Consider the following 18,820-nt stretch of genomic DNA (forward strand, 5'->3'; position numbering starts at 1 on the left):
CAGCGTTCAACAGGTACAGCGCTCAACAGGTGAAGAGGCAGGTGTTGCGGACGCTCGCGTTGTTGCTCATGGTGATGACCGACGTGCCGCCGGGCGGGATCGCGCGGATCCCGCCGCCGGAGAGGCCGGACGGCGTCATGAAGGCGGCCCAGAGCGCGTACCACTCGCTGCGGGCGCCGGTGTCCGGGTCGATCACCGGCTCCAGGTTCGGCCGCACGACCTCCTGCACCAGCGAGCCGGTCCGCGATCCCGCTTCGAGGGTCTCCCGCCAGGTCCGCGCGTCGACCTCCCGGCCGATCACGACCCCCTGGCCGCCGTACAGCCCGGTCGGCTTGAACACGAGGTCGTCCTGGCGCTGCACGCAGTCCTCGATGCGCCCGGTGTCCGGTCCGGCGCCGGGGCGGCCGAGCATCCGGGACCACGGCAGCACGCGCTCGATCACCGCCCGTTCGGCCGCCGTGAACACCTCGGCGTACTCCGACAGCATCGCCAGCGTGCCCTTGTTGCCGAACACGTTGGTCGGTGTCCAGACCACGACGGTGCCGGCTTCGTGGGCCCGGAAGACCGGCTCCAGCAGCTCGTCGCAGTCCGGCCGGGCGAGCATCTCCTCGAGCCCGTAGTACCGCAGGACCACGTCGACGCCGGTGCCGTCCAGGTACGGCTTGCCGCCGCGGAACTCCAGGTCGCCGATTTCCCCGGCCCGGCAGTCGATCCCGTTGCGCACCAGCATTTCGGCGCTCGAGCGCCGCTGGCGGCCGTAGGTGGTCATCCCGCCGGGGCTCTCGAGGATCGCGACCACCGGCTCGCCCGCGCCGATGGTCTTGCCCGCGTTGCGCAGCGCCGCGGCGAGGTCGGAGCCCATGTCGAGGTGGCCGAGGCCGTGCTCGGCGGCGAACTCCGCGACCGCCGGGACCCGCAGGTACGCCTGGGGCAGCGAGGCGACCATGTCCAGGCCGCCGAGCGCGCTGCCGATGTTGTACTCCAGCAGCTTGAACGCCGAGCCGTCGTAGTAGACGTCGGCCCGGCCGTACAGCGGCGGCGGTCCCTCGCCGAGCAGGCGGCACATGAAGCCGGCGTGCCGGTCGTCGATGCCCAGCGCGGTGCGGAACCGGTCGAAGTCGCCGTCGAAGACGCGCCGCGGCAGGCTCGTGACCAGGTCGAAGACGGTGACGAGGTCCCGGCCGAACGCCCGGTAACCGGCTTCGTCGACCATGATCGGCCGGGGCAGGAGCCGGGGCCACGACCGGCGTTGGGCCTCCGAGAGCTCGAGGCGGTCCCGCGCGTGGCGCAGCGGGCCGTCCGGCGCCTCGCAGCCGGCGAGGTAGGCCTCGGTGATCCGATCGGCGCGTGCCGACATGGTTCCCTCCCGGGATTTCTCAGACGGAGACCGGCGCCTCGGCGGGCGCCGGACGGCGGGCGAGGATCACCCGGTACTGCAGGACGACCACAACGCCGAAGAGCAGGTAGACGGCGGCCATGCCCTGCGCGGCCAGTACCGCGCTGAGGCTGATCAGCACCGAGTTGACGACCTGGCCGAACCGGATGTGCAGGTAGTAGGCGGCCAGGTACCGGGGACGGCCCTCCTCGGGGGCCAGCTCGGCCAGCAGCGCCTGCTGGACCGGCAGGTTCATCAGCTCGCCGACGGTCAGCACGACGACGGCGGCCAGCAGCAGCCACGCGTCGTTCGTGAGCGCGAGGACCACAAACCCGCCCGTGTACAGGGTGATGCCCGCGTAGACCCGGGCGCGGTCGGGCATCCGGCGCAGCAGCGTGTTGACGACCAGCGCGAACACCACCACCAGAGCCGTGTTGACCGCCTTGAGCACGCCGAGCATCTGCACGCCGCCGATGGCCCCGAACGGGAAGACGTCCTGGACCCCGAAGCCCGTCGACAGCCGGATCCCGATCGCCGTGCTCAGCTGCCCTTCCAGGGTGAGGATCAGGGTGGCGGCGACGATCAGCCGCCGGAACGTCGCGTCGGCCAGCACCACCTTGTAGCCCTCGACGAACTGGGCGAGGCCGGTCAGCTTGACCGGCGGCCGCGGTGTCTCGGGTTTTGTCTCCGCCACGAGCGTGACGGTGACGGTGAGGGCGACGGCCATGCCGGCGGCGGCGCCGATGATCACCGCGCCGAAGTGCGCGCTGTACAGGAACGCGCCGAGCAGGGCGCCCGTGCCGAGCGCGAGGTTGATCACCCAGTAGTTGACCGTGTAGACGAACTTGCGGTCCGACGGCGGTGTCACGTCGATGATCGTCGCGTCGTTCGCGGGCAGCGCGAGGTTCGTCCCGAACTTGACGATCGCGTAGCTGAAGTAGACCGCGAGCGCGCCCCAGCCGGCGTGGTAAGCGACTGCCATCAGCACCAGGAACGTCGTGCCGACGACGTCGCCGGTGATGAGCACCAGCCGCCGGCCGAACCGTTCGGAGAGGTGGCCGCCGGTCAGCATGCCGAACACCGCGAACACGGCGAACACCAGGATCAGCGCGCCGGCGAGGGCGACACCGACGTGCGCGGCGAGGTAGATCGCGATGAAGGTGAGGATCATCGCGTCGATCAGCTTGTGGACGAACGCCAGCCCGATCCGGAGCCGGACGTTGCGGTGCAGTGCGAAGAAGTTCCTCATCGGACCTCCACCTCGATCAGGGCGCGGACGCGGTCCGCGCGGGCCTGGGCTTCGGCGGCGTCCGCGGAGCCGGTCAGGATCACGTGGCCGTGCCGGGTCTTGGAGCTCACCGTCTCCGGGAGCACGTCCCCGGGGGCGAACGGGAAGTTCAGGGTGTGCACGAAGTCCAGTGCGCGCACTTCGTCCAAACCGGACACCGAGTGCAGGGTCCCGGCGGGGAAGGAGAAGTACGCGATGTGCGCCACTTCGCCGCCGGGTCCCGGCCGGGTCGTGCGCCCGGCCAGGGCGGCGAACATGGCGCGCTTGACGTCGAAGCCGCGGGCGATCGCGATCAGATCCGGGATCTTGTCTCCACCCAGCCGGGCCTGCGACTCCACGATCCGCGGCCCGGCCGCGGTCAGGACGACCTCGGTGTGCGCCGGGCCGCACTGGTACCCGGCGGCGTCGAGCAGCTCCACCGCGAGCGCGGCCACCAGCCGGGTTTCCGGGGTTTCCGGTTCCCCGAACAGGTGGCCCCGCTCCACGAAGTGCGGCAGCGGGCCGAGCAGCTTGCGGGTGACGCCGACGACGTGGTGCTCGCCGCGCACGGTCATCGTCTCGACGCTGAACTCCGGGCCGTGCAGGTACTCCTCGACCAGCACCGGCCCGTCGTAGCCGGCCAGTTCCCGGCCCCACGCGGGCAGCTGGGCCGGGTCGGTGAGCAGGAGCACCCCGCGGCTGGCGGACAACGCGGCCGGCTTGACCACGACCGGCAATTCGAAGCCCGTCAGCAGGTCCGCGACTCCGGTCCAGTGGTCCGCGGTGGCGAACCGCACCGGCGAAATACCCTTGTCGCGCAGAAGGGTGCGCATCGCGAGCTTGTTGTTGAGCAGGGCGACCGAGCGCGGCGAGTTGACGGCCTTCCCGAGCTCCTCGGCGACATCGTAGGCGAGCAGCATGCTTTCCTCGCTGCCGACGTGCCAGACGTGGTGAGCGCCGGTGTCCCGCACGGCCGCGCGGATCGCGCCGGCGTAGGCGGCCCGGTCGGTGAAGTCGACGAGGCGGAAGCCGTCGGCGAGCGCCTCGACCTGCCGCAGGTAGGCCGGAGCCTGGGCCCCGAACAGCCGGCGGGCTTCGGCGGGGTCCCAGAGCGCGGTGATCCGGAAACCCTCGGCCCGGGCCTTCTCCAGGTACGCCTGGTACGGCATGACCATCACCAGGTTCGCCATTTCGATTCTCCTGTCCGCACTTCGGTGCGCCCAGCCTCGCCGACGCGGCCATCGGCGGGACATCGGACGCGCATCGGCCGGCCCCCCGCCGTGGTGTCGCGAATGACTCATTCGCGACCTCCGAGGTCCCGAATGAGTCATTCGCGACCTCGGCCGTGCGGGCGCATCGGTCAGTCCCGGCGGGTGCGCACCACGATCTGCTGGGCCGCCGCCTCGGCGATCCGGCCGGCCAGGTACGGGCCGGCCGCGGTCGCCAGGACGTGACCGAACCGGTCTTCGTTGACCCGCAGCGGTTCGACGCGGTCGCCCGGCCCGACGGACACCGCCGCCTCGCACACCCCCGGCACCGCGGCGGCGATCTCCAGCCCGCCGACGCTCTCCACCACCCCGGGTTCCGCGGTCAGGTACCGGATCGCCGCACCGCCGATCGGCCGGGGGAGGTCCGGGACGGGCTCGCCGAGGTACTGGCGGATCACCAGCTCCATCGTGGACCGCCCGAAGCTGCGGTCCATCAGCTCGGTGATCCGGGCCCCGCCCGGGCGCGGGTTGAGCTCGACCAGCTTCGGCCCGGCCGCGGTGTACTTGAGCTCGACGTGCGCGAGGCCGAGGTCGAAGCCGACCGCCGTGGTCGCGGCCACCGCGGCCGCCTCCAGTTCCCGCCGGACGTCGTCCGGCAGGGCCGTCGGGAAGCTGTGGCCCAGCTCGACGAACCGGTTGTGGCCGCCGACGATCTTGTCGGTCACCCCGAGCACGCGGACGCGGCCCGCCTCGGCCAGCACCTCGACGCTGACCTCGAACCCGACCAGGCACTCCTCGACGAGCACTTCGGCCGCCCGCGGCTGCCCGCGCCGGTTGGCCGGCTCGGCCCGGATGGCCTCGAACGCGGCCACGACCTCTTCCGGCGTCGTGCACCGGACGACGTGGGCGCCGCTGGTCTCGTCGACCGCCTTCACCACGCACGGCCACCCGACCTCGGATGCCGCCCGCACCGCGTCCGGAACCGCGGTCACCACGCGGAATTCCGGGTTCGGCACCCCGCGCTCGGCCCACCGCCGCCGCTGATCGGCCTTGTGGCGGGCGATCCGGATCGCGGCCGGGTCCGGCCCGGGCAGGCCGAGCTGACGGGCCGCCTCCGCGGTTTGGACGACTTCGTACTCGGCCACCGAGAGCAGGGCGTCGAGCGGCTGCCGCGCGTCGGTGGCCTTGACCGCCGCCAGCAGCGGTTCGAGTTCGTGGGTCGGGCAGGACACGAACTCGTCGACACAGCGTTCGAGCACCTCGGTGCCGCCCGGCGTCGCGTGGTAGCGCTCGAGCCCGCTGCTGAAGAAGGTGACGTGCAGGCCCAGCGCGCGGGCCGCGCGCAGGGCGTCGAACCCGGAGCCGGACCGGTTCGACTCGACGAACCCGATGCGTTTCATGGCCGTTCCCTCACTCGTAATTCAGACCGGGCGTGCGTGAGCGCTTCAGCTCGAAGAAGTGCGGGTTGCGCGCGAGTGCCGCCGCACCGTCGAAGAGCTGCGCCGCCTCCTCGCCCCGGGGGATCGCGTTGAGCACCGGGCCGAAGAAGCCGGCTCCGTCGAGGTGGATCGCCGGGGTGCCGAGGTCCGCGCCGACCGGGGCCAGCGCTTCGGCGTGGCTCTTGCGCAGGGCTTCGTCGTAGTCCGTGCTCGCAGCCGCGTCCGCGAGCGAAGCGGGCAGCCCGACCTCGGCCAGCGCCTGCGCGACGACGTCGGGGAAGTCCTTGTTCCGTCCGTGGTGGATCCGGGTGCCGAGCGCCGTGTAGAGGTCGCGCAGCACCTCCTCGCCGTGGTGCTGCGCCGCGGCGACGCAGACCCGGACCGGGCCCCAGGCGCGGTCGCAGAACTCGCGGTACCACGGCTCGAGTTCGCGGTCCTCGTTCAGCACACCGAGGCTCATCACGCGGAACCGCAGGGTGATCTCCCGCCGCTGTTCGACCTCGAGGATCCACCGCGAGGTGATCCAGGCGAAGGGGCAGGCGGGATCGAAGTAGAAGTCGACCTTCACGGGGAGTCCTCTCCTCAGACGGCGTGCAGCCAGCCGAATTCGTCGGGGGTCACGCCGTACTGGATGTCCAGCAGCGTGTGCAGCAGACGGCGGGTGACCGGGCCGGTGCCGCCGTCGCCGATCGCCCACTCCCCCTCGGGCGTGACGGCGTGCCCGACCGGCGCGAGGGCGCGGGCGGTGCCGCAGGCGAACGTCTCGGTGATGCGGCCGTCGCGGCACCCGCGCTCCCAGTCCTCGAGCGTGACCGGTTCCTCGGCGACGGCCAGCCCGAGCCGCCCGGCGAGCCGCAGGATCGAGTCCCGGGTGACGCCGGCCAGCAGCGTGCCGCTCAGCGGCGGGGTGACCAGCCGGTCGCCCTCGACGAAGAACAGGTTGGACCCGCCGACCTCTTCGACGTACCGGCGTTCCCGCGCGTCCAGCCAGACGACCTGGTGGCAGCCGTGCGCCGCGGCCTCCTGCTGCGCGAGGTAGGACCCGCCGTAGTTGCCGCCGCACTTGACGGTGCCGGTGCCGCCGTCGGCGGCGCGGACGTACTCGGTCGAGGCCCACAGCCGGATGGGCGCCGGTTCGACGGCGGCGGGCCGGGCGGGGCTGCCGATCACGGCGAACAGGTACTCGGCGGCGGGCCGGTTGGACAGGTGCGTCTCGGCGGCGAGCAGGAACGGCCGCAGGTAGAAGCTGTGGCCGCGGGGCCGCGGCACCCAGTCGCGGTCGGCGCGCGTCAGCGCCGCCACGGCGGCGAGGAAGTCCGCCTCCGGCAGCTCGGGCATGGCCATCCGCCGGGCCGACCGCGCGAACCGGCGGGCGTGGTCGCCGGGGCGGAAGAGCACGTGCCGCCCGTCCGGCCGCCAGAACGCCTTCAGCCCCTCGAAGATCGTCTGTCCGTAGTGGAACGCCATGGTGGCCGGGTGCAGCGAGAACGCGGTGAGCGGGCCGGTGCGGGTGTCGTGCCAGCCCGCCTCCGCGGTCCACCGCGCGGTGACCATGTGGTCGGAGTACAGCGAACCGAACCCGGGCATGCGCAGCAGGGCTTCGCGCTGCTCGGCGGGCATCGGCCCGGTCTGCTCGGGCGGGGACTCCAGCGCGGTCATCGGCACTCCTTCACGACGTCGTAGCGGGCCAGGGCCCGGTCGGCCAGCGGGCCGGACAGCCCGGTGTAGCCCGCCGGATCCAGCAGGCCGGGTGGCAGGTCGACGTCGAGCACCGAAGCCAGGTCACGCCCCGTGCGGCCGGCTTCGGCGGCGGCGTCGGCCAGCAGGCGTTTGGCCGCCGCCTTGCCCAGCGACGGCGCCAGCACGGCGTTGACCCGCTCCGACACGATCGCGCCCCGGGTGAGCTGCAGGTTCGCCGCCATCGCCGCCGGGGAGACCCGCAACGACTCCGCCAGGCAGGCCGCGTTCGCCGCCGCGCCGGCCGTGATGCGCAGGGCGTCCCGCAGCGGCTGCCATTCCGCGTGCCAGCCACCCGAAGACCGTTCGTCCTCGACCGCCATCGACTGGAACAGCACGACGGCGAGCGGGGGCAGCTGGCGGGCCGCCGTCGCCACCAGCGTCGAGAACACCGGGTTGTGCTTCTGCGGCATCGCCGAGGACGCCCCCCGTCCCGGCGCCGGTGCCTCGGTGACCTCGCCGATTTCGGTGCGGGACAGCACGAGGACGTCGGCGGCGATCTTGCCGAGCGCGCCGGTGGTGACCAGCAGCGCGGCGGCGACGTCCGCGATCGGGGTGCGGATCCCGTGCCACGGCAGCACCTGGGGAGCCAGGCCCAGCCGGCGCGCGACCAGGTCCGGCAGCCGGAGCGCACCTTCGGCGGAGCCGTACTCCTGGTACGCGGACAGGGTCCCGGCCGCGCCGCCCAGTGACACCGGCAGCGAGACCCGGCGCACGCGCTCGACGGCGTCGAGCACGAGGTGCAGCCAGGTCGCGGCCTTGAGCCCGAAGGTGACCGGCACGGCGTGCTGGGTCAGGGTGCGCCCGGCCATCGGCGTGTCCCGGTGGGCGCGGACGTGCCCGGCCAGGCTCCCGGCCGTCGCGAGCAGATCCCGCGTGACGCGGTCCAATGTGGCCGTGCAGAGCAGCATCAGGGCGGTGTCGAGGATGTCCTGGCTGGTGCTGCCCCGGTGCACGTGGTCGGCGGCGGCCGGGTCGACGGCCGCGGTGAGCCCGGCGACGAACGCCACCACCGGGTTCGCCGTCTCGCGCACGCCGGCGGCCAGTGCGGCGAGGTCGAAGTGCTCCGGCACCGCGGCGGCGCGGATGGCCTTCGCCGCCGCCTCGGGGATCACGCCCAGTTCGGCCTGGGCCTCGGCGAGGGCGACCTCGGTGTTGAGCATCGCGGCGAGCAGGGCGTGGTCGTCGACGAGCGCATCGGCACCCGTCGCGGCCCACGCCGGAGCGAGCAGCCCGGTCATGCGGCCCGCCCCGATCCGACGCCGGCCGCGACCCGCAGGCACGACCGGGCGATCGCGTCCGCGTCGCCGAGGATCACCGAATCGACGCCCGGGCGGATGCCGGCCGCGGTCACCCAGTGCACCGCCTCGGTCGGCACGCCGAACGCGAACCGCCGCGGGTGGGGGCGGTTGCGCGCGTCCAGCAGGTGGTACGGCCGCCGGGTGACCGCCACCCCGCCGGTGACGTACTCCCCGATGCGGTACGGGCGGCACTCGCCGCGGGCGAGCAGGGCCCGCAGCAGCGGGTCGGTCGTGCGCCGCAGGTCGGTCTCCGGCAAGCGCGCCTCGATCAGCGTGGTGGCGTGCACGGTGACGTCGGGGCACGCGGCCGACCACGCCACGAACCGGCCGCCCGCACCGGTGACCCGCAGGTCCGGGCCGAGCACCTCGAGCACACCCGCGTCCAGGAGCGCACCGAACTGCTCGACCCGCTCGGCGGGCGGGCCGATCGACAGGAACGCGTTGAGCGGCATGTACCAGCGCTGGAGCTCGTCGCGGTAGGAGCGGCCGGAGATCCCGCCGTGGTCGACGACCAGCCGGATCTCGTTGCGGAGGTCGCGCAGGACGTCCGTCGCCGCCTTGACCGGCCCGGTCACGTTGCCCTTCGCCGCCTCCGCCAGCTCCTCGTCCACAACGGACCGCAGGCGACGGCGGAAGGCCGCCGTCGAAGCGAGGTCGGCGGCCGGGTACGGGTTCGCGACGCTCCGCCAGTCCCAGCCGGGGCCGAGGCCGAACTTGGCCAGCACGATCCGCTGGGCCTCGGTCTCCCGGACCGCCAGGGGGTCCCCGGCCGACGGCACCTCGGCGGGCCCGGCCGCCGCGAACGCCTCGGTGAACTCCCCGGCGTCGCACGCGCACCCCTGTTCCCGCACCTGCGTGGCGTAGAAGACCGTGCGGACCTCCTGGTCGATCAGCGGCCAGACGTCCCGGCGGAAGTCCGCGCCGTGCCGCAGCCGTTCGACGACCCCGGGGGTGAGGTACCGCGGCTCGTGCCGGCCGAAGGCGCCCTTCTCGTTGCGCGCCCGGGCCTGGTACGGCACGCCCCGCCGGGACCCGGCGATCAGCCGCGGTTCCCGGCCGGACGCCGTGTAGGTCAGCCTGCCCGCCGGGGTCCGGGTGAACGCACCGCCGCGGCCGAGCGTGAGCAGGGCCAGGTGGTCGAAGAAGTTCAGGCCCATCCCCCGCAGCAGCACCGGCTCGCCGGCGGCGGCCCCGGACGGCGGTGCGTCGGCCGGGTTGCCCGGCCCCAGGTACCGCAGGCCGTGCCGGCGCGCGTACCGGCTCAGCCCGGCTTCGGCCGGGGTCAGCTCGTGCGGGAGGTGGCCCAGCGCGAGCACAACGGCGTCGAGGCCGCCGACGGCGGTGCCGTCGTCCAGCACGACCTCCTGCCGCCCGGCGCCGGTGTCCCGGACGTCGACGGCCCGCGCCTGGTGCGCCTCGAACCGCAGCGACGGCGGCGCGATCCGGGTGATCCGCCGCCGCGTCCAGCGCAGGTAGCTGCCGTAGAACGCCCGGGACGGGTAGTCGTCCGGCCCGAGCGACGCGGCTTCGGCGCGGACGGCGTCCGGTACGAGCGGGCTGCCCAGCAGCGCGATCGAACGCGCCCACTCGTACAGGCTCGGGCCGGGCACCACCGGGCCGGCGCAGCCGACGCTCTCGTCGACGAACATGGTCACCTGGCAGGCGACCGTGTTCATCAGCAGCAGCCGGTCCTGCGTGCTCCGCCACACCCGGCCGCCTTCGGCCAGGTGCGGGTCGACGAGGTGGACGACGAGCCGGCGGCCCGGCGGCACGAGCACGGCAGCGTTGGCGCACAACCGTTCCGCCACCGACAGCCCGCGCGGGCCGAGCCCGACCACGGCGATCTCCGACGTCTCACCGGACACTGTTTCCCGCTCCCTGGCCGCGAAGGCCGCTCAGAGTGTCTGCAGGCTTCTGCCGAGCCCGGCGGCGGCACCGGCGAGCCGGGTCATCAGCCCGGCGAACTGGTCCGGCCGCAGTGCCTGGTCCGCGTCGCACAGCGCCTGCTCCGGCTGGACGTGGACGTCGATCAGCAAGGCGTCGGCGCCCGCCGCGATCGCCGCGAGCGACAGCGGCTCCACCAGTTCCGGACGGCCGCCGGAATGACTCGGGTCCACGATGACCGGCAGGTGGGTGCGCTGCTTCCACAGCGCCACCGCCGTCAGGTCGAGCGTGAACCGCGCCGACGGCTCGAACGTGCGGATGCCGCGCTCGCACAGCACGACCTGGTCGTTGCCCTCGAACAGCAGGTACTCGCCCGCGGCGAGGGTCTCCTCGACGGTGCAGCCGAACCCGCGCTTGAGCACCACCGGCAGGCCGGTCTGGCCCACCGCGCTCAGCAGCGCGAAGTTCTGCATGTTCCGGGCGCCGATCTGGAACCCGTCGACGACGTCGGCCAGCCGCTTGACGTGCTCGACGTCGACGACCTCGGTGACGAACGGCAGCCCCGTCCGCTTCCTGGCCTCCACCAGCAGGTCCAGCCCGCCGAACCCGAGCCCCTGGAACGAGTGCGGTGACGTGCGCGGTTTGAAGACCCCGCCCCGCAGGGCGACGGCCCCGTGCTCGGCGACCAGCGCCGCGGTGGCCGTCATCTGCTCCGGCGTCTCGACCGCGCACGGCCCGGCGATCACCGCCACCGAGCCGTCGCCGATCGTCGCCGGCCCCAGGGTCACCTCGGTGCCGCCGGGCCGCAGCTGCCGGCAGGCCAGCCACGCCGCACCGCCCCGCGGCACCCGCCGGGTCGGCGGCGGCAGGCTCGGCACCGCGGCGAGCAGTTCCGCACTGTCCACTCCGGACACCGGGAGCACGTGGCTGCCCCCGAGCCGGTACACCCGCGCCGGCGTGCCCGCGGCGCGCAGGTGGCGCAGCCAGCCGTCGACGTCGGCGCGGGTCACGGTGTCGTCGAACACGAGCAGCAGGTCTTGGTCGGTCACGGCGATCTCTTCTCCGAAAGGTCAGGCGAGCGCGTCGCTCGTCGCGAGGTTCTTGCCCCGGCGGTCACGGACGTGGACGGCGAGGTCGGAGTACTTGTCGCGCAGGAAGCGCTTGAGCGACTTGCCGGTGACGCCGAGCGGGAAGTCCTCGTCGCCGGTGGCCACCTCGACCACGGACAGCTCGGGCTTCCCGTGGGCGCGCAAGGCTTCATTGGCCGCGAACAGGACCTTCTCCGCGTCCACGCCATCGCCGGTCACGACGGCGACGGCGACCTCTTCGCCGTCGTGGTGCCCGGCCACCACCGTGCAGTCCTCGACCCCGGCCACCTCGTTGAGGATGAGTTCCTCCATCTGCACGGAGTAGCCCGGCCCGGCGGCGGTGTGCACCACGTCCACCGCGCGGTCGACCTGGTAGAAGCAGCCGTCCTCGTCCCGGTAGGCGACGTCGCCGGTGAGCCAGTAGCCGGCGAGCTTGCTGCGGTAGTAGGTGTCCTGGTTGCCCCAGTAGCCCACGGTCATCGACGGCGGTTTCGCGCCGAGCAGGCCGATCTCGCCGGGTTCGGCGAGGGTGCCGTTCTCCCGCACGATCGCGACTTCGGCGTAGCCCACGGACTTGCCGACGCACCGGTCGTTGCGCTCGGTCGCGAGGGTGCGCGGCTGCATGAGCACGCCCCAGCCCAGTTCGGTGGTGCCGAGCCGGTCGAGGAAGGCGGCGGGCGGCAGGCCCGGCGACCGGCGGCCCAGGATGTTCTTGAGGTGCCGCTCGTGGATGGCGTCGGCCATGGACACCCAGATGTTCACCGAGTCCAGCGCGCCCGGCGGCGTCTCGATCGCGGCCAGCTCCGGGTAGGCGTGGCCGAACGCCATCACCATGGTGGGCTCGTGCGCCTCGACGGCGTGGGCGAGTTCGGCGCCGGAGACGTCCCGCCACACGACCATCGGCTGCCCGCCGAGCACGGCGTAGGCGTTGAACGACACGCAGCCCTGGTGCGACTGCGGGAGGGCGTTCAGGATGACGGCGCCGGGCTCTTCCCGGTAGTTGACAGCCCGCCACTTCGGACCGTCCAAGATGGTCTTGTGGGTGTGGATCACCGGCTTCGGCAGCCCGGTGGTGCCCGAGGAGTGCATCAGGCCGACGGGATCGTCCGGGTGGTGCCGGAACCGGTCCGCGTCGGGCAGGACGGCCGACGGCGGGCCGTCCTGGCGGGTCTCGACCCACGTCAGGTTCAGCCGGTCGAGGTCGCCCGCGATCCGGTCGAGCCGTTCGGAGTCGGTGTAGAGGCCGATGGCCCCGCTGCGTTCGATCAGGGCGACCGCGCTGTCCCGCTTCGCGTTGCTGTTGATGAGCATCGAGATGGCGCCGATCTGCGCCAGCGCGCAGAGGTGGATGAAGTACTGGATGGAGTCGGGCGGGAAGACGGCGACCCGGTCGCGCGGCCGCACGCCCCGCTCGAGGTACCAGACCGACCAGCTCTGCACGAGGTGGTCGAGGTCCCGGAGGCTGAACCGGGTCCGCGTTTCCCCGTCGGTGTACGGGATCGGCGTCAGGGAGCGGATGAACGGCTCGTCGGGGCGCGGGTTGAGCTCCAGCATGGCGGGCAGCAGGTTCCCGCCCCCGATGGCCGGGTCCTCGAGAACCCTGGCCCGCAGCTCGGGGCTCAGGACGGTCTGGTGAGTGAACTCCATGTCATCACTTTCTGGTGCGGGCCCACGACGGCGACGGGACTGGGGGTTCGGTTCCCGGTTCACCCTGCCGGGAGCGGCCATCGGTGCGGCCTCGCCGACGCATCGGCCCTGCATCGGCGGCGGTGCCCGGGTGGCCGGGTTCGCGCAGCGCGCCGGCTCGGTGACCCACCGCCGAACCGTCACTTTCGCAGGGAAAGTTCCGCGCCCAAGCCGTCACTTTCGTAGGGAAAGTTCCGCGCCGGCCTCCTCCCGGAAGCCGGTTCGCCGGCAGACAGCGGGGCTCAGCCCAGGCTGTACTCCACTTTGGTCACCGAAGGCAGGGTGCGGCCGAACGTGGTCAAGAGGCCGTCGTCCGGCTCCTCCGTCTTCGCGCGTGCGTGTTCGTGGACCAGTTCGTGGAAGTGGTAGCACCCCGTCGCCCGCTGGCGGAGCATGTGCGCGTCGAACAGCTCCTCCAGCAGCCGCTCCGCTTCCCGCACCGGCTGGTTCACCAGCCGGGCCGCCGTGCCCGCGTCGAACTCCTCGCCGGGGCGGGTCGTGCCGCCCAGGATGCGGAACAGCCGGCGCTGTCCCGGCGACAGCTTCCGGTACGACACCTCGAACTGCGCGGCCACACTGCGGTCGCCCATGCGGAGCTCGGCGAGCCGGCCGGCGCGGTCGCGCAGCCGGAACACCAGGTCCTCCAGCGACCACGCCGGCCGGTTGTGGAACCGCCACGCCGCGATCCCCACCGCGAGCGGCAGGTGACCGCACAGGGCCACCACTTCGGCGACCGCGTCCGGGCGTTGCGCCGTGCGGCCGGCGCCCGCGACGCGGGTGAACAGCGCCGCCGCGTCCCCGGCCGGGAACACGTCGAGCGAGCGGGACGTCACCCCGTCGAGGCCGGCGAGCCGCCGCCGGCTGGTGATGATCACCTGCGCCTTTCCCGTGCCCGGCAGCAACGGGCGGACCTGGCCGGCGTCGAGGGCGTTGTCCAGCACCACGAGCACCCGCCGCTCGGCGACCTCCGCCCGCCAGCGCGCCGCGCGCTGCCCGGTGTCGCCGGGCACCTGCTCCGGCGCGAGCCCGAAGTCCAGCAGCAGCCGCTCCAGCGCCGTGCCCGGGTCCAGCGGCTCCTGCCCGGCGGTGTGCCCGTGCAGGTCGATGAACAGATGCCCCTCGGGGAACCCGTGCGCCAGCTGGTGGGCGAGCCGGACGGCCAGCGTCGTCTTGCCGACGCCGGCCATGCCGTCGATGGCCAGGATGCTCAACGCCGTCCCGGCCGGCCGGCTGCCCGTCAGGAACTCGAGCTCTTCGGCCCGGCCCGTGAAGTGCGCCGTGTCGTACGGCAGGAAGGACCGCCCGCCGGGTTCCGCGGCCTTGCGGTGCGGCAGTTCGTCACGCAGGATCCGCTCGTACAGCTCGCGCAGGCCCGCGCCCGGGTCGACGCCGAGCTCGTCCCGCAGCAGCCGCCTGCCCTGCTCGTACACGGTGAGCGCGTCGGCCGTGCGGCCGCACCGGTGCAGCGCGAGCATCAGCAGCTTGCGGGTCTCTTCCCGCAGCGGGTGCCGCGAGACGAGCTCGCCCAGCTGCACCACCACCGCCGCCGCGTCGCCGCCGTCCAGCCGCAGCACCGCGAGCCGTTCGGTCGCGGTCACCCGGTTCTCCTCGAACCGCGCGGCGGCGATCTCGAACGCCGGGCTGGACAACCCGGACAGCGCCGGCCCCTCCCACAGGGCGAGGGCCGCCTCCAGCAGCTCCACGGCCGCCTCGGTGCGCCCGACGGAAGCGGCCGCCGAAGCGGCGGCGACCATGGTGGCGAAGCGGTGGGCGTCGACGTCCTGCGCGGTCACCGTGATGCGGTAGCCGGGGCCGTCCTTGACGACGATGTGCTTGGCGGCCCCGAAGCTGCGCCGCAGCGCGGCCACCGCGTTGTGCAGCTGCCGCCGCGCCGTCACGGGCGGCGCACCGTCCCACATGGCCTCGAGCAGCCGGTCGGCGCTGACCACCTTGCCGGCGTCGAGCAGCAACATCACCAGGAGCCGCTGCTGACGCAGGCCGCCGAGGTCGACCCGTTCCCCGTCGCGCTGGACCCGCACGGTGCCGAGCAACTGGAAGTACACTTCGATCCTCCCCACCGTACGCGGACGGTTACCGTCGGCAGCGCCGTCGCACGGACCTGCCGGAACATAGCGGAAAAATGCGCTCGACCGGCCAGAGAAAGCACGATGAAGAATTACCGACACCATTCGGCGGCAAATATCGGGCACCCAGCACCGGCAAGCGGTGCCGGGAATTTTTTATGCTCCGTTCGATGACGGTAAAAATGCCCGCACCGCGGTCACGGAAATGATGCGCGCGGTTACTGCGGCGGCACGAGGACCGGCGCGCGATAAGCCGAAAGCGTCCCCGGGCCGGCCAGGCCGAGCCCGCCCAGCTCGGCCAGCACCGCCGCGGCGAGCCCCGGCCGCGCTTCGACGGCCGCGCGCGCACGGGCGTCCAGCTCCACCCGGAACCCCCGGCCGAGCAGGCGGACCCGCAGGTCACGGGTGCGGATCCCGGCCTCGGCCAGCCGCGCGCCCACCGCGATCTCGGCGCGTTCCACCAGTCCCAGCCGCCCCACGGAAACCGGCACCCCCACCGAGATCCGCGACGCCAGGCAGGGTGCCGACGGCTTGTCCGCCACCGGCAGCGACCAGGCGGCCGCCAGGGCCCGGACGTCGCTCTTGCCCAGCCCGGCCTCGGCCAGCGGCTCGGCGATCCGCAGCTCACGCGCGGCTCGCAGGCCCGGGCGGTGCACCGCCCGGTGGTCGTCGGCGTGGGTGCCGGTGGCCACGTGGGCCAGGCCGCGCCGGTGCGCGAGCCCGCTGATGGCGGTCAGCACCGTCTGCTTGCAGAAGTAGCAGCGGTCGCCCGCGTTGTCCCGGTAGCCGGCCACGTCCAGCTCGACGACCGGGACCTCGGCCAGCTCGGCGCCGAGACCGGCCGCGATCTCCCGTGCGGCGGCGAGTTCCGCCCGCGCGAGGCTCGGCGAGTCGGCGATCGCGGCCAGCACGCGCCCGCGCGGCAGGGCCCGCACGGCGGCGGCCAGGACGAGCGCCGAGTCGACGCCGCCGGAGAACGCCACGGCCACACTGCCCAGTGCGCGGACCCGGGCCAGCAGCCGGTCTTCGATTCCGGCGGACATTACGGCATTCCCGCTGGTCGATCGGTCATCGTGATCCCTTTCGGCCGAAAAGACACGTATCCTCCACTCGGAACTGTCTGTGGTGCGGCCAAGTCGACCGCGGTGGTTCCACCGAGTCAACCCATTGCCGCATTCGTGCGGCATTCCCGGCACTCGGTTTACAGCGCGAACGCGGCCTCACTAGCGTGTCGGCCGTGGTATCGACCGGAACACCCGCACCCGCCATCGCCGACCTCGGATTCGCCCGCCTGGACCTCGACCGCGCCGCCCGCACCGGCGACCCGGAAGTGGTGTTCGGCGCGGGGAAGACGCCCGAGCAGATCAGTGCGGCGCTCGCGCGCCTGCACGAAGCCCATCCCGGCCGGGCGGTCCTCGCCACCCGCGTCGACGCCGAGGCCCGGGCGCTGTGCCGGGAAACCCTGCCGGGCGCGGACATCGACGTCGCGGGCCGCACGGTGACGCTGGGTCCGCGGCCCGCGCCGCGCGGCCGGGTGGCCGTGGTGTGCGCGGGCACTTCGGACCTGCCCGTCGCCCGGGAATGCGCCACCACGGTCGCGGTCTTCGGCTCGGCGCCGGACCTCGTCGTCGACGTCGGCGTGGCCGGGCTGCACCGGCTGCTGGCCGAACGCGACCGCATCGACGGCGCCGACGCGGTCGTGGCGATCGCCGGGATGGAGGCGGCGCTGCCGACCGTCCTCGGTGGACTGTGCGGCACCCCGCTGATCGCGGTGCCGACGAGCGTCGGCTACGGCTGGCACCTCGACGGCCTGACCGCGTTCCTGACCATGCTCAACAGCTGCGCGCCCGGCGTGGTGACGGTCAACATCGACAACGGCTTCGGCGCGGGGGTCGCCGCGGCCCGCGTCGCCCGGCAGTCGGTGGCGTCGTGACCGTCGCCTGGATCGACGCGGGGAACGGGTGCGCCGGCGACATGCTGCTGGCCGCGCTGGTCGACGCGGGCGCGGACTTCGGCGGTGTCCTCGCGGGACTGGCGCGGCTGCGGGTCGACGACGTCCGGCTCACCGAACAGGTGGTGCGGCGGCACGGGCTGCGGGCCCGGCAGGTGGTCGTCGAAGCGCCCGAGACGCGGCACGCCCGGCACCTGCCGGAGATCCTCGAGCTGATCGGGAGCGCCGCGCTGCCCGGCGCGGCGGAACGCTTCGCCACCGCCGTGTTCGGCAAGCTGGCCGAGGCGGAAGCCGGCGTGCACGGCATCGAACCGGAGCGGGTGCACTTCCACGAGGTGGGCGCGCTCGACGCCATCGTGGACATCGTCGGGTGCGCGCTCGGGCTGGACGCGCTGGGGCTGCTGGACGCAACGGTCACGGTCTCCCCGATCGCCGTCGGCGGCGGCACGGTCACCGCGGCCCACGGCCGGCTCACCGTGCCCCCGCCCGCGGTGCTCGCGCTGCTCACCGGCGCGGCCGCCCCGGTGGCCGCGCACCCTGCCGCGCGCGAGCTGTGCACGCCGACCGGCGCGGCGCTGCTCGTCACGCTGGCCGACGGGTACGGCCCCATGCCGGCGTGCGTGCCGGTGCGGGTCGGCGTCGGCGCGGGCACCGCCGACCCGCCCGGGCACGCGAACATCGTCCGCGTGGTCGTCGGATCGGCCTCGACGCCGTCGCCGTCCTGGGTCCGCACGGCGATGACGGTCGTCGAGACCACAGTGGACGACCTGGATCCCCGGCTGTGGCCGGAGGTATTGGCCGCGCTGCGCGGCGCGGGCGCGGCCGACGCCTGGTGCGCACCGGTGACCGCGCCGAAGGGACGGCCGGGCGTGCTCCTGACGGCCCTGGCGGCCGAGGACCGCGTCGACGGCGTCTGCGCGGCGGTGTTCGCGCACACCACGACGCTGGGCGTCCGCCTGTCCCCGGTGGAGCGGCGCGCGCTGCCGCGCGACAGCGTCACGGTGGACTACCGGGGAACACCCGTCAGCGTGAAGCGCGGCTACCTGAACGGCGAGGTCGTCACGGCCCAGCCGGAGTACGAGGAGGTGAAGGCGGCCGCGGAAGCGAGCGGGCAGCCCCTGCGCCAGGTCCTCGACGAGGTCCGCGCGGCGGCGCAGGGCAGCGGGTTTGTCCGGGCCGGGGTGGGGTAGCCGGGCCCCCATGACGGATGTACGAGTTGAGCGGAGCGCGGCCCGGGCCGCCGCGATGGTGTTCGGGGTCGCGTTCCTGCTCGTGGGCGTGCTGGGGTTCATCCCGGGGATCACCGCGGATTACGACGCCCTGAAGTTCGCCGGGCACGAGTCGGGCGCGCAGCTGTTCGGCGTGTTCACCGTGTCGGTGCTGCACAACCTGGTGCACCTGCTGTTCGGCGTCCTGGGCGTCTTGGCCGCCCGCAGCAACGGGAGTTCCCGGGTGTTCCTGATGATCGGCGGCGGGATCTACGTGCTGCTGTGGGTGTTCGGCCTGGCGATGGACCACGACAGCCCGGCCAACATCCTCCCGATGGACAACGCCGACGACTGGCTGCACCTCGGCCTGGGCCTGGCGATGATCGCCGCGGCCATCGCGACCACGGCCGCCGACCGCAAGCGCGGCCAGTACCCGGAGCCGGAGAAGCAGGGCCACTGACCAAGCGCCCCAATGCGGCGTTGGTTGCGTCCAACGCACCCAATGTGGCGTTGGTTGCGCCCAACGCACCCAATGTGGCGTTCGGTGCGCCCAACGCACCCAATGTGGCGTTCGGTGCGCCCAACGCACCCA

The 18,820-nt window shown here is 73.4% G+C and carries 15 protein-coding genes; 3 read left to right on the plus strand and 12 right to left on the minus strand.

Annotated features, from left to right (window positions below; translation table 11 throughout):
- Positions 1 to 22 precede the first annotated feature (22 nt).
- The 12 genes from Q5425_RS07745 to Q5425_RS07800 form a co-directional block, all read right to left on the minus strand.
- The gene (locus Q5425_RS07745; RefSeq protein ID WP_308671403.1) at positions 23 to 1,357 is read right to left on the minus strand and encodes a hypothetical protein; all 1,335 of its coding nucleotides are present in this window, start codon (positions 1,355 to 1,357) and stop codon (positions 23 to 25) included.
- A 19-nt stretch (positions 1,358 to 1,376) separates the two neighbouring features.
- Entirely contained in the window at positions 1,377 to 2,624 is a 1,248-nt protein-coding gene (locus Q5425_RS07750) for an MFS transporter (protein WP_308671404.1), read from the minus strand.
- Positions 2,621 to 3,832 carry an ATP-grasp domain-containing protein gene (locus Q5425_RS07755; RefSeq protein WP_308671405.1) on the minus strand — a complete coding sequence of 404 codons (1,212 nt, stop codon included), beginning with the start codon at positions 3,830 to 3,832 and terminating at the stop codon, positions 2,621 to 2,623. The genes Q5425_RS07750 and Q5425_RS07755 overlap by 4 nt, the downstream gene beginning before the upstream one ends.
- Before the next feature lie 170 nt (positions 3,833 to 4,002).
- Positions 4,003 to 5,250: an ATP-grasp domain-containing protein gene (locus tag Q5425_RS07760; RefSeq protein ID WP_308671406.1), complete on the minus strand. Its 1,248-nt coding sequence runs from the start codon at positions 5,248 to 5,250 to the stop codon at positions 4,003 to 4,005.
- 10 nt (positions 5,251 to 5,260) lie between these two features.
- Positions 5,261 to 5,857, minus strand: a complete 597-nt coding sequence (locus Q5425_RS07765; protein ID WP_308671407.1) for a disulfide bond formation protein DsbA — start codon at positions 5,855 to 5,857, stop codon at positions 5,261 to 5,263.
- A 14-nt stretch (positions 5,858 to 5,871) separates the two neighbouring features.
- The gene (locus Q5425_RS07770; protein WP_308671408.1) at positions 5,872 to 6,948 is read right to left on the minus strand and encodes a branched-chain amino acid aminotransferase; all 1,077 of its coding nucleotides are present in this window, start codon (positions 6,946 to 6,948) and stop codon (positions 5,872 to 5,874) included.
- Complete coding sequence (locus Q5425_RS07775; protein WP_308671409.1) at positions 6,945 to 8,267, minus strand: adenylosuccinate lyase family protein; 1,323 nt, start codon at positions 8,265 to 8,267, stop codon at positions 6,945 to 6,947. Before Q5425_RS07775 ends, Q5425_RS07770 begins: the two co-directional genes overlap by 4 nt.
- Positions 8,264 to 10,192, minus strand: a complete 1,929-nt coding sequence (locus tag Q5425_RS07780; RefSeq protein ID WP_308671410.1) for an FAD/NAD(P)-binding protein — start codon at positions 10,190 to 10,192, stop codon at positions 8,264 to 8,266. The genes Q5425_RS07775 and Q5425_RS07780 overlap by 4 nt, the downstream gene beginning before the upstream one ends.
- A gap of 30 nt (positions 10,193 to 10,222) precedes the next feature.
- The gene (gene aroF / locus Q5425_RS07785) at positions 10,223 to 11,260 is read right to left on the minus strand and encodes a 3-deoxy-7-phosphoheptulonate synthase (protein WP_308671411.1); all 1,038 of its coding nucleotides are present in this window, start codon (positions 11,258 to 11,260) and stop codon (positions 10,223 to 10,225) included.
- Between the two features lie 21 nt (positions 11,261 to 11,281).
- Positions 11,282 to 12,946 (minus strand): class I adenylate-forming enzyme family protein, encoded by a 1,665-nt coding sequence (locus tag Q5425_RS07790; RefSeq protein WP_308671412.1) that lies wholly within the window; start codon positions 12,944 to 12,946, stop codon positions 11,282 to 11,284.
- 281 nt (positions 12,947 to 13,227) lie between these two features.
- Positions 13,228 to 15,048, minus strand: a complete 1,821-nt coding sequence (locus Q5425_RS07795; RefSeq protein ID WP_308671413.1) for a BTAD domain-containing putative transcriptional regulator — start codon at positions 15,046 to 15,048, stop codon at positions 13,228 to 13,230.
- A 239-nt stretch (positions 15,049 to 15,287) separates the two neighbouring features.
- Entirely contained in the window at positions 15,288 to 16,112 is an 825-nt protein-coding gene (locus Q5425_RS07800; RefSeq protein ID WP_308671414.1) for an asparagine synthase-related protein, read from the minus strand.
- Between the two features lie 194 nt (positions 16,113 to 16,306).
- On the opposite strand from Q5425_RS07800, the gene larB reads away from it, so the two are divergent.
- The 3 genes from larB to Q5425_RS07815 are packed head-to-tail and all read left to right on the plus strand — an operon-like array spanning position 16,307 to position 18,688.
- The gene (gene larB / locus Q5425_RS07805) at positions 16,307 to 17,002 is read left to right on the plus strand and encodes a nickel pincer cofactor biosynthesis protein LarB (protein ID WP_308671415.1); all 696 of its coding nucleotides are present in this window, start codon (positions 16,307 to 16,309) and stop codon (positions 17,000 to 17,002) included.
- Complete coding sequence (gene larC, locus Q5425_RS07810; protein ID WP_308671416.1) at positions 16,999 to 18,210, plus strand: nickel pincer cofactor biosynthesis protein LarC; 1,212 nt, start codon at positions 16,999 to 17,001, stop codon at positions 18,208 to 18,210. The genes larB and larC overlap by 4 nt, the downstream gene beginning before the upstream one ends.
- Positions 18,211 to 18,220: 10 nt before the next feature.
- Positions 18,221 to 18,688, plus strand: coding sequence for a DUF4383 domain-containing protein (locus tag Q5425_RS07815; RefSeq protein ID WP_308671417.1), 468 nt, complete (start codon positions 18,221 to 18,223; stop codon positions 18,686 to 18,688).
- Positions 18,689 to 18,820: the final 132 nt, after the last annotated feature.

This window comes from Amycolatopsis sp. A133 (assembly GCF_031082405.1).
Classification (GTDB): Bacteria; Actinomycetota; Actinomycetes; order Mycobacteriales; family Pseudonocardiaceae; genus Amycolatopsis.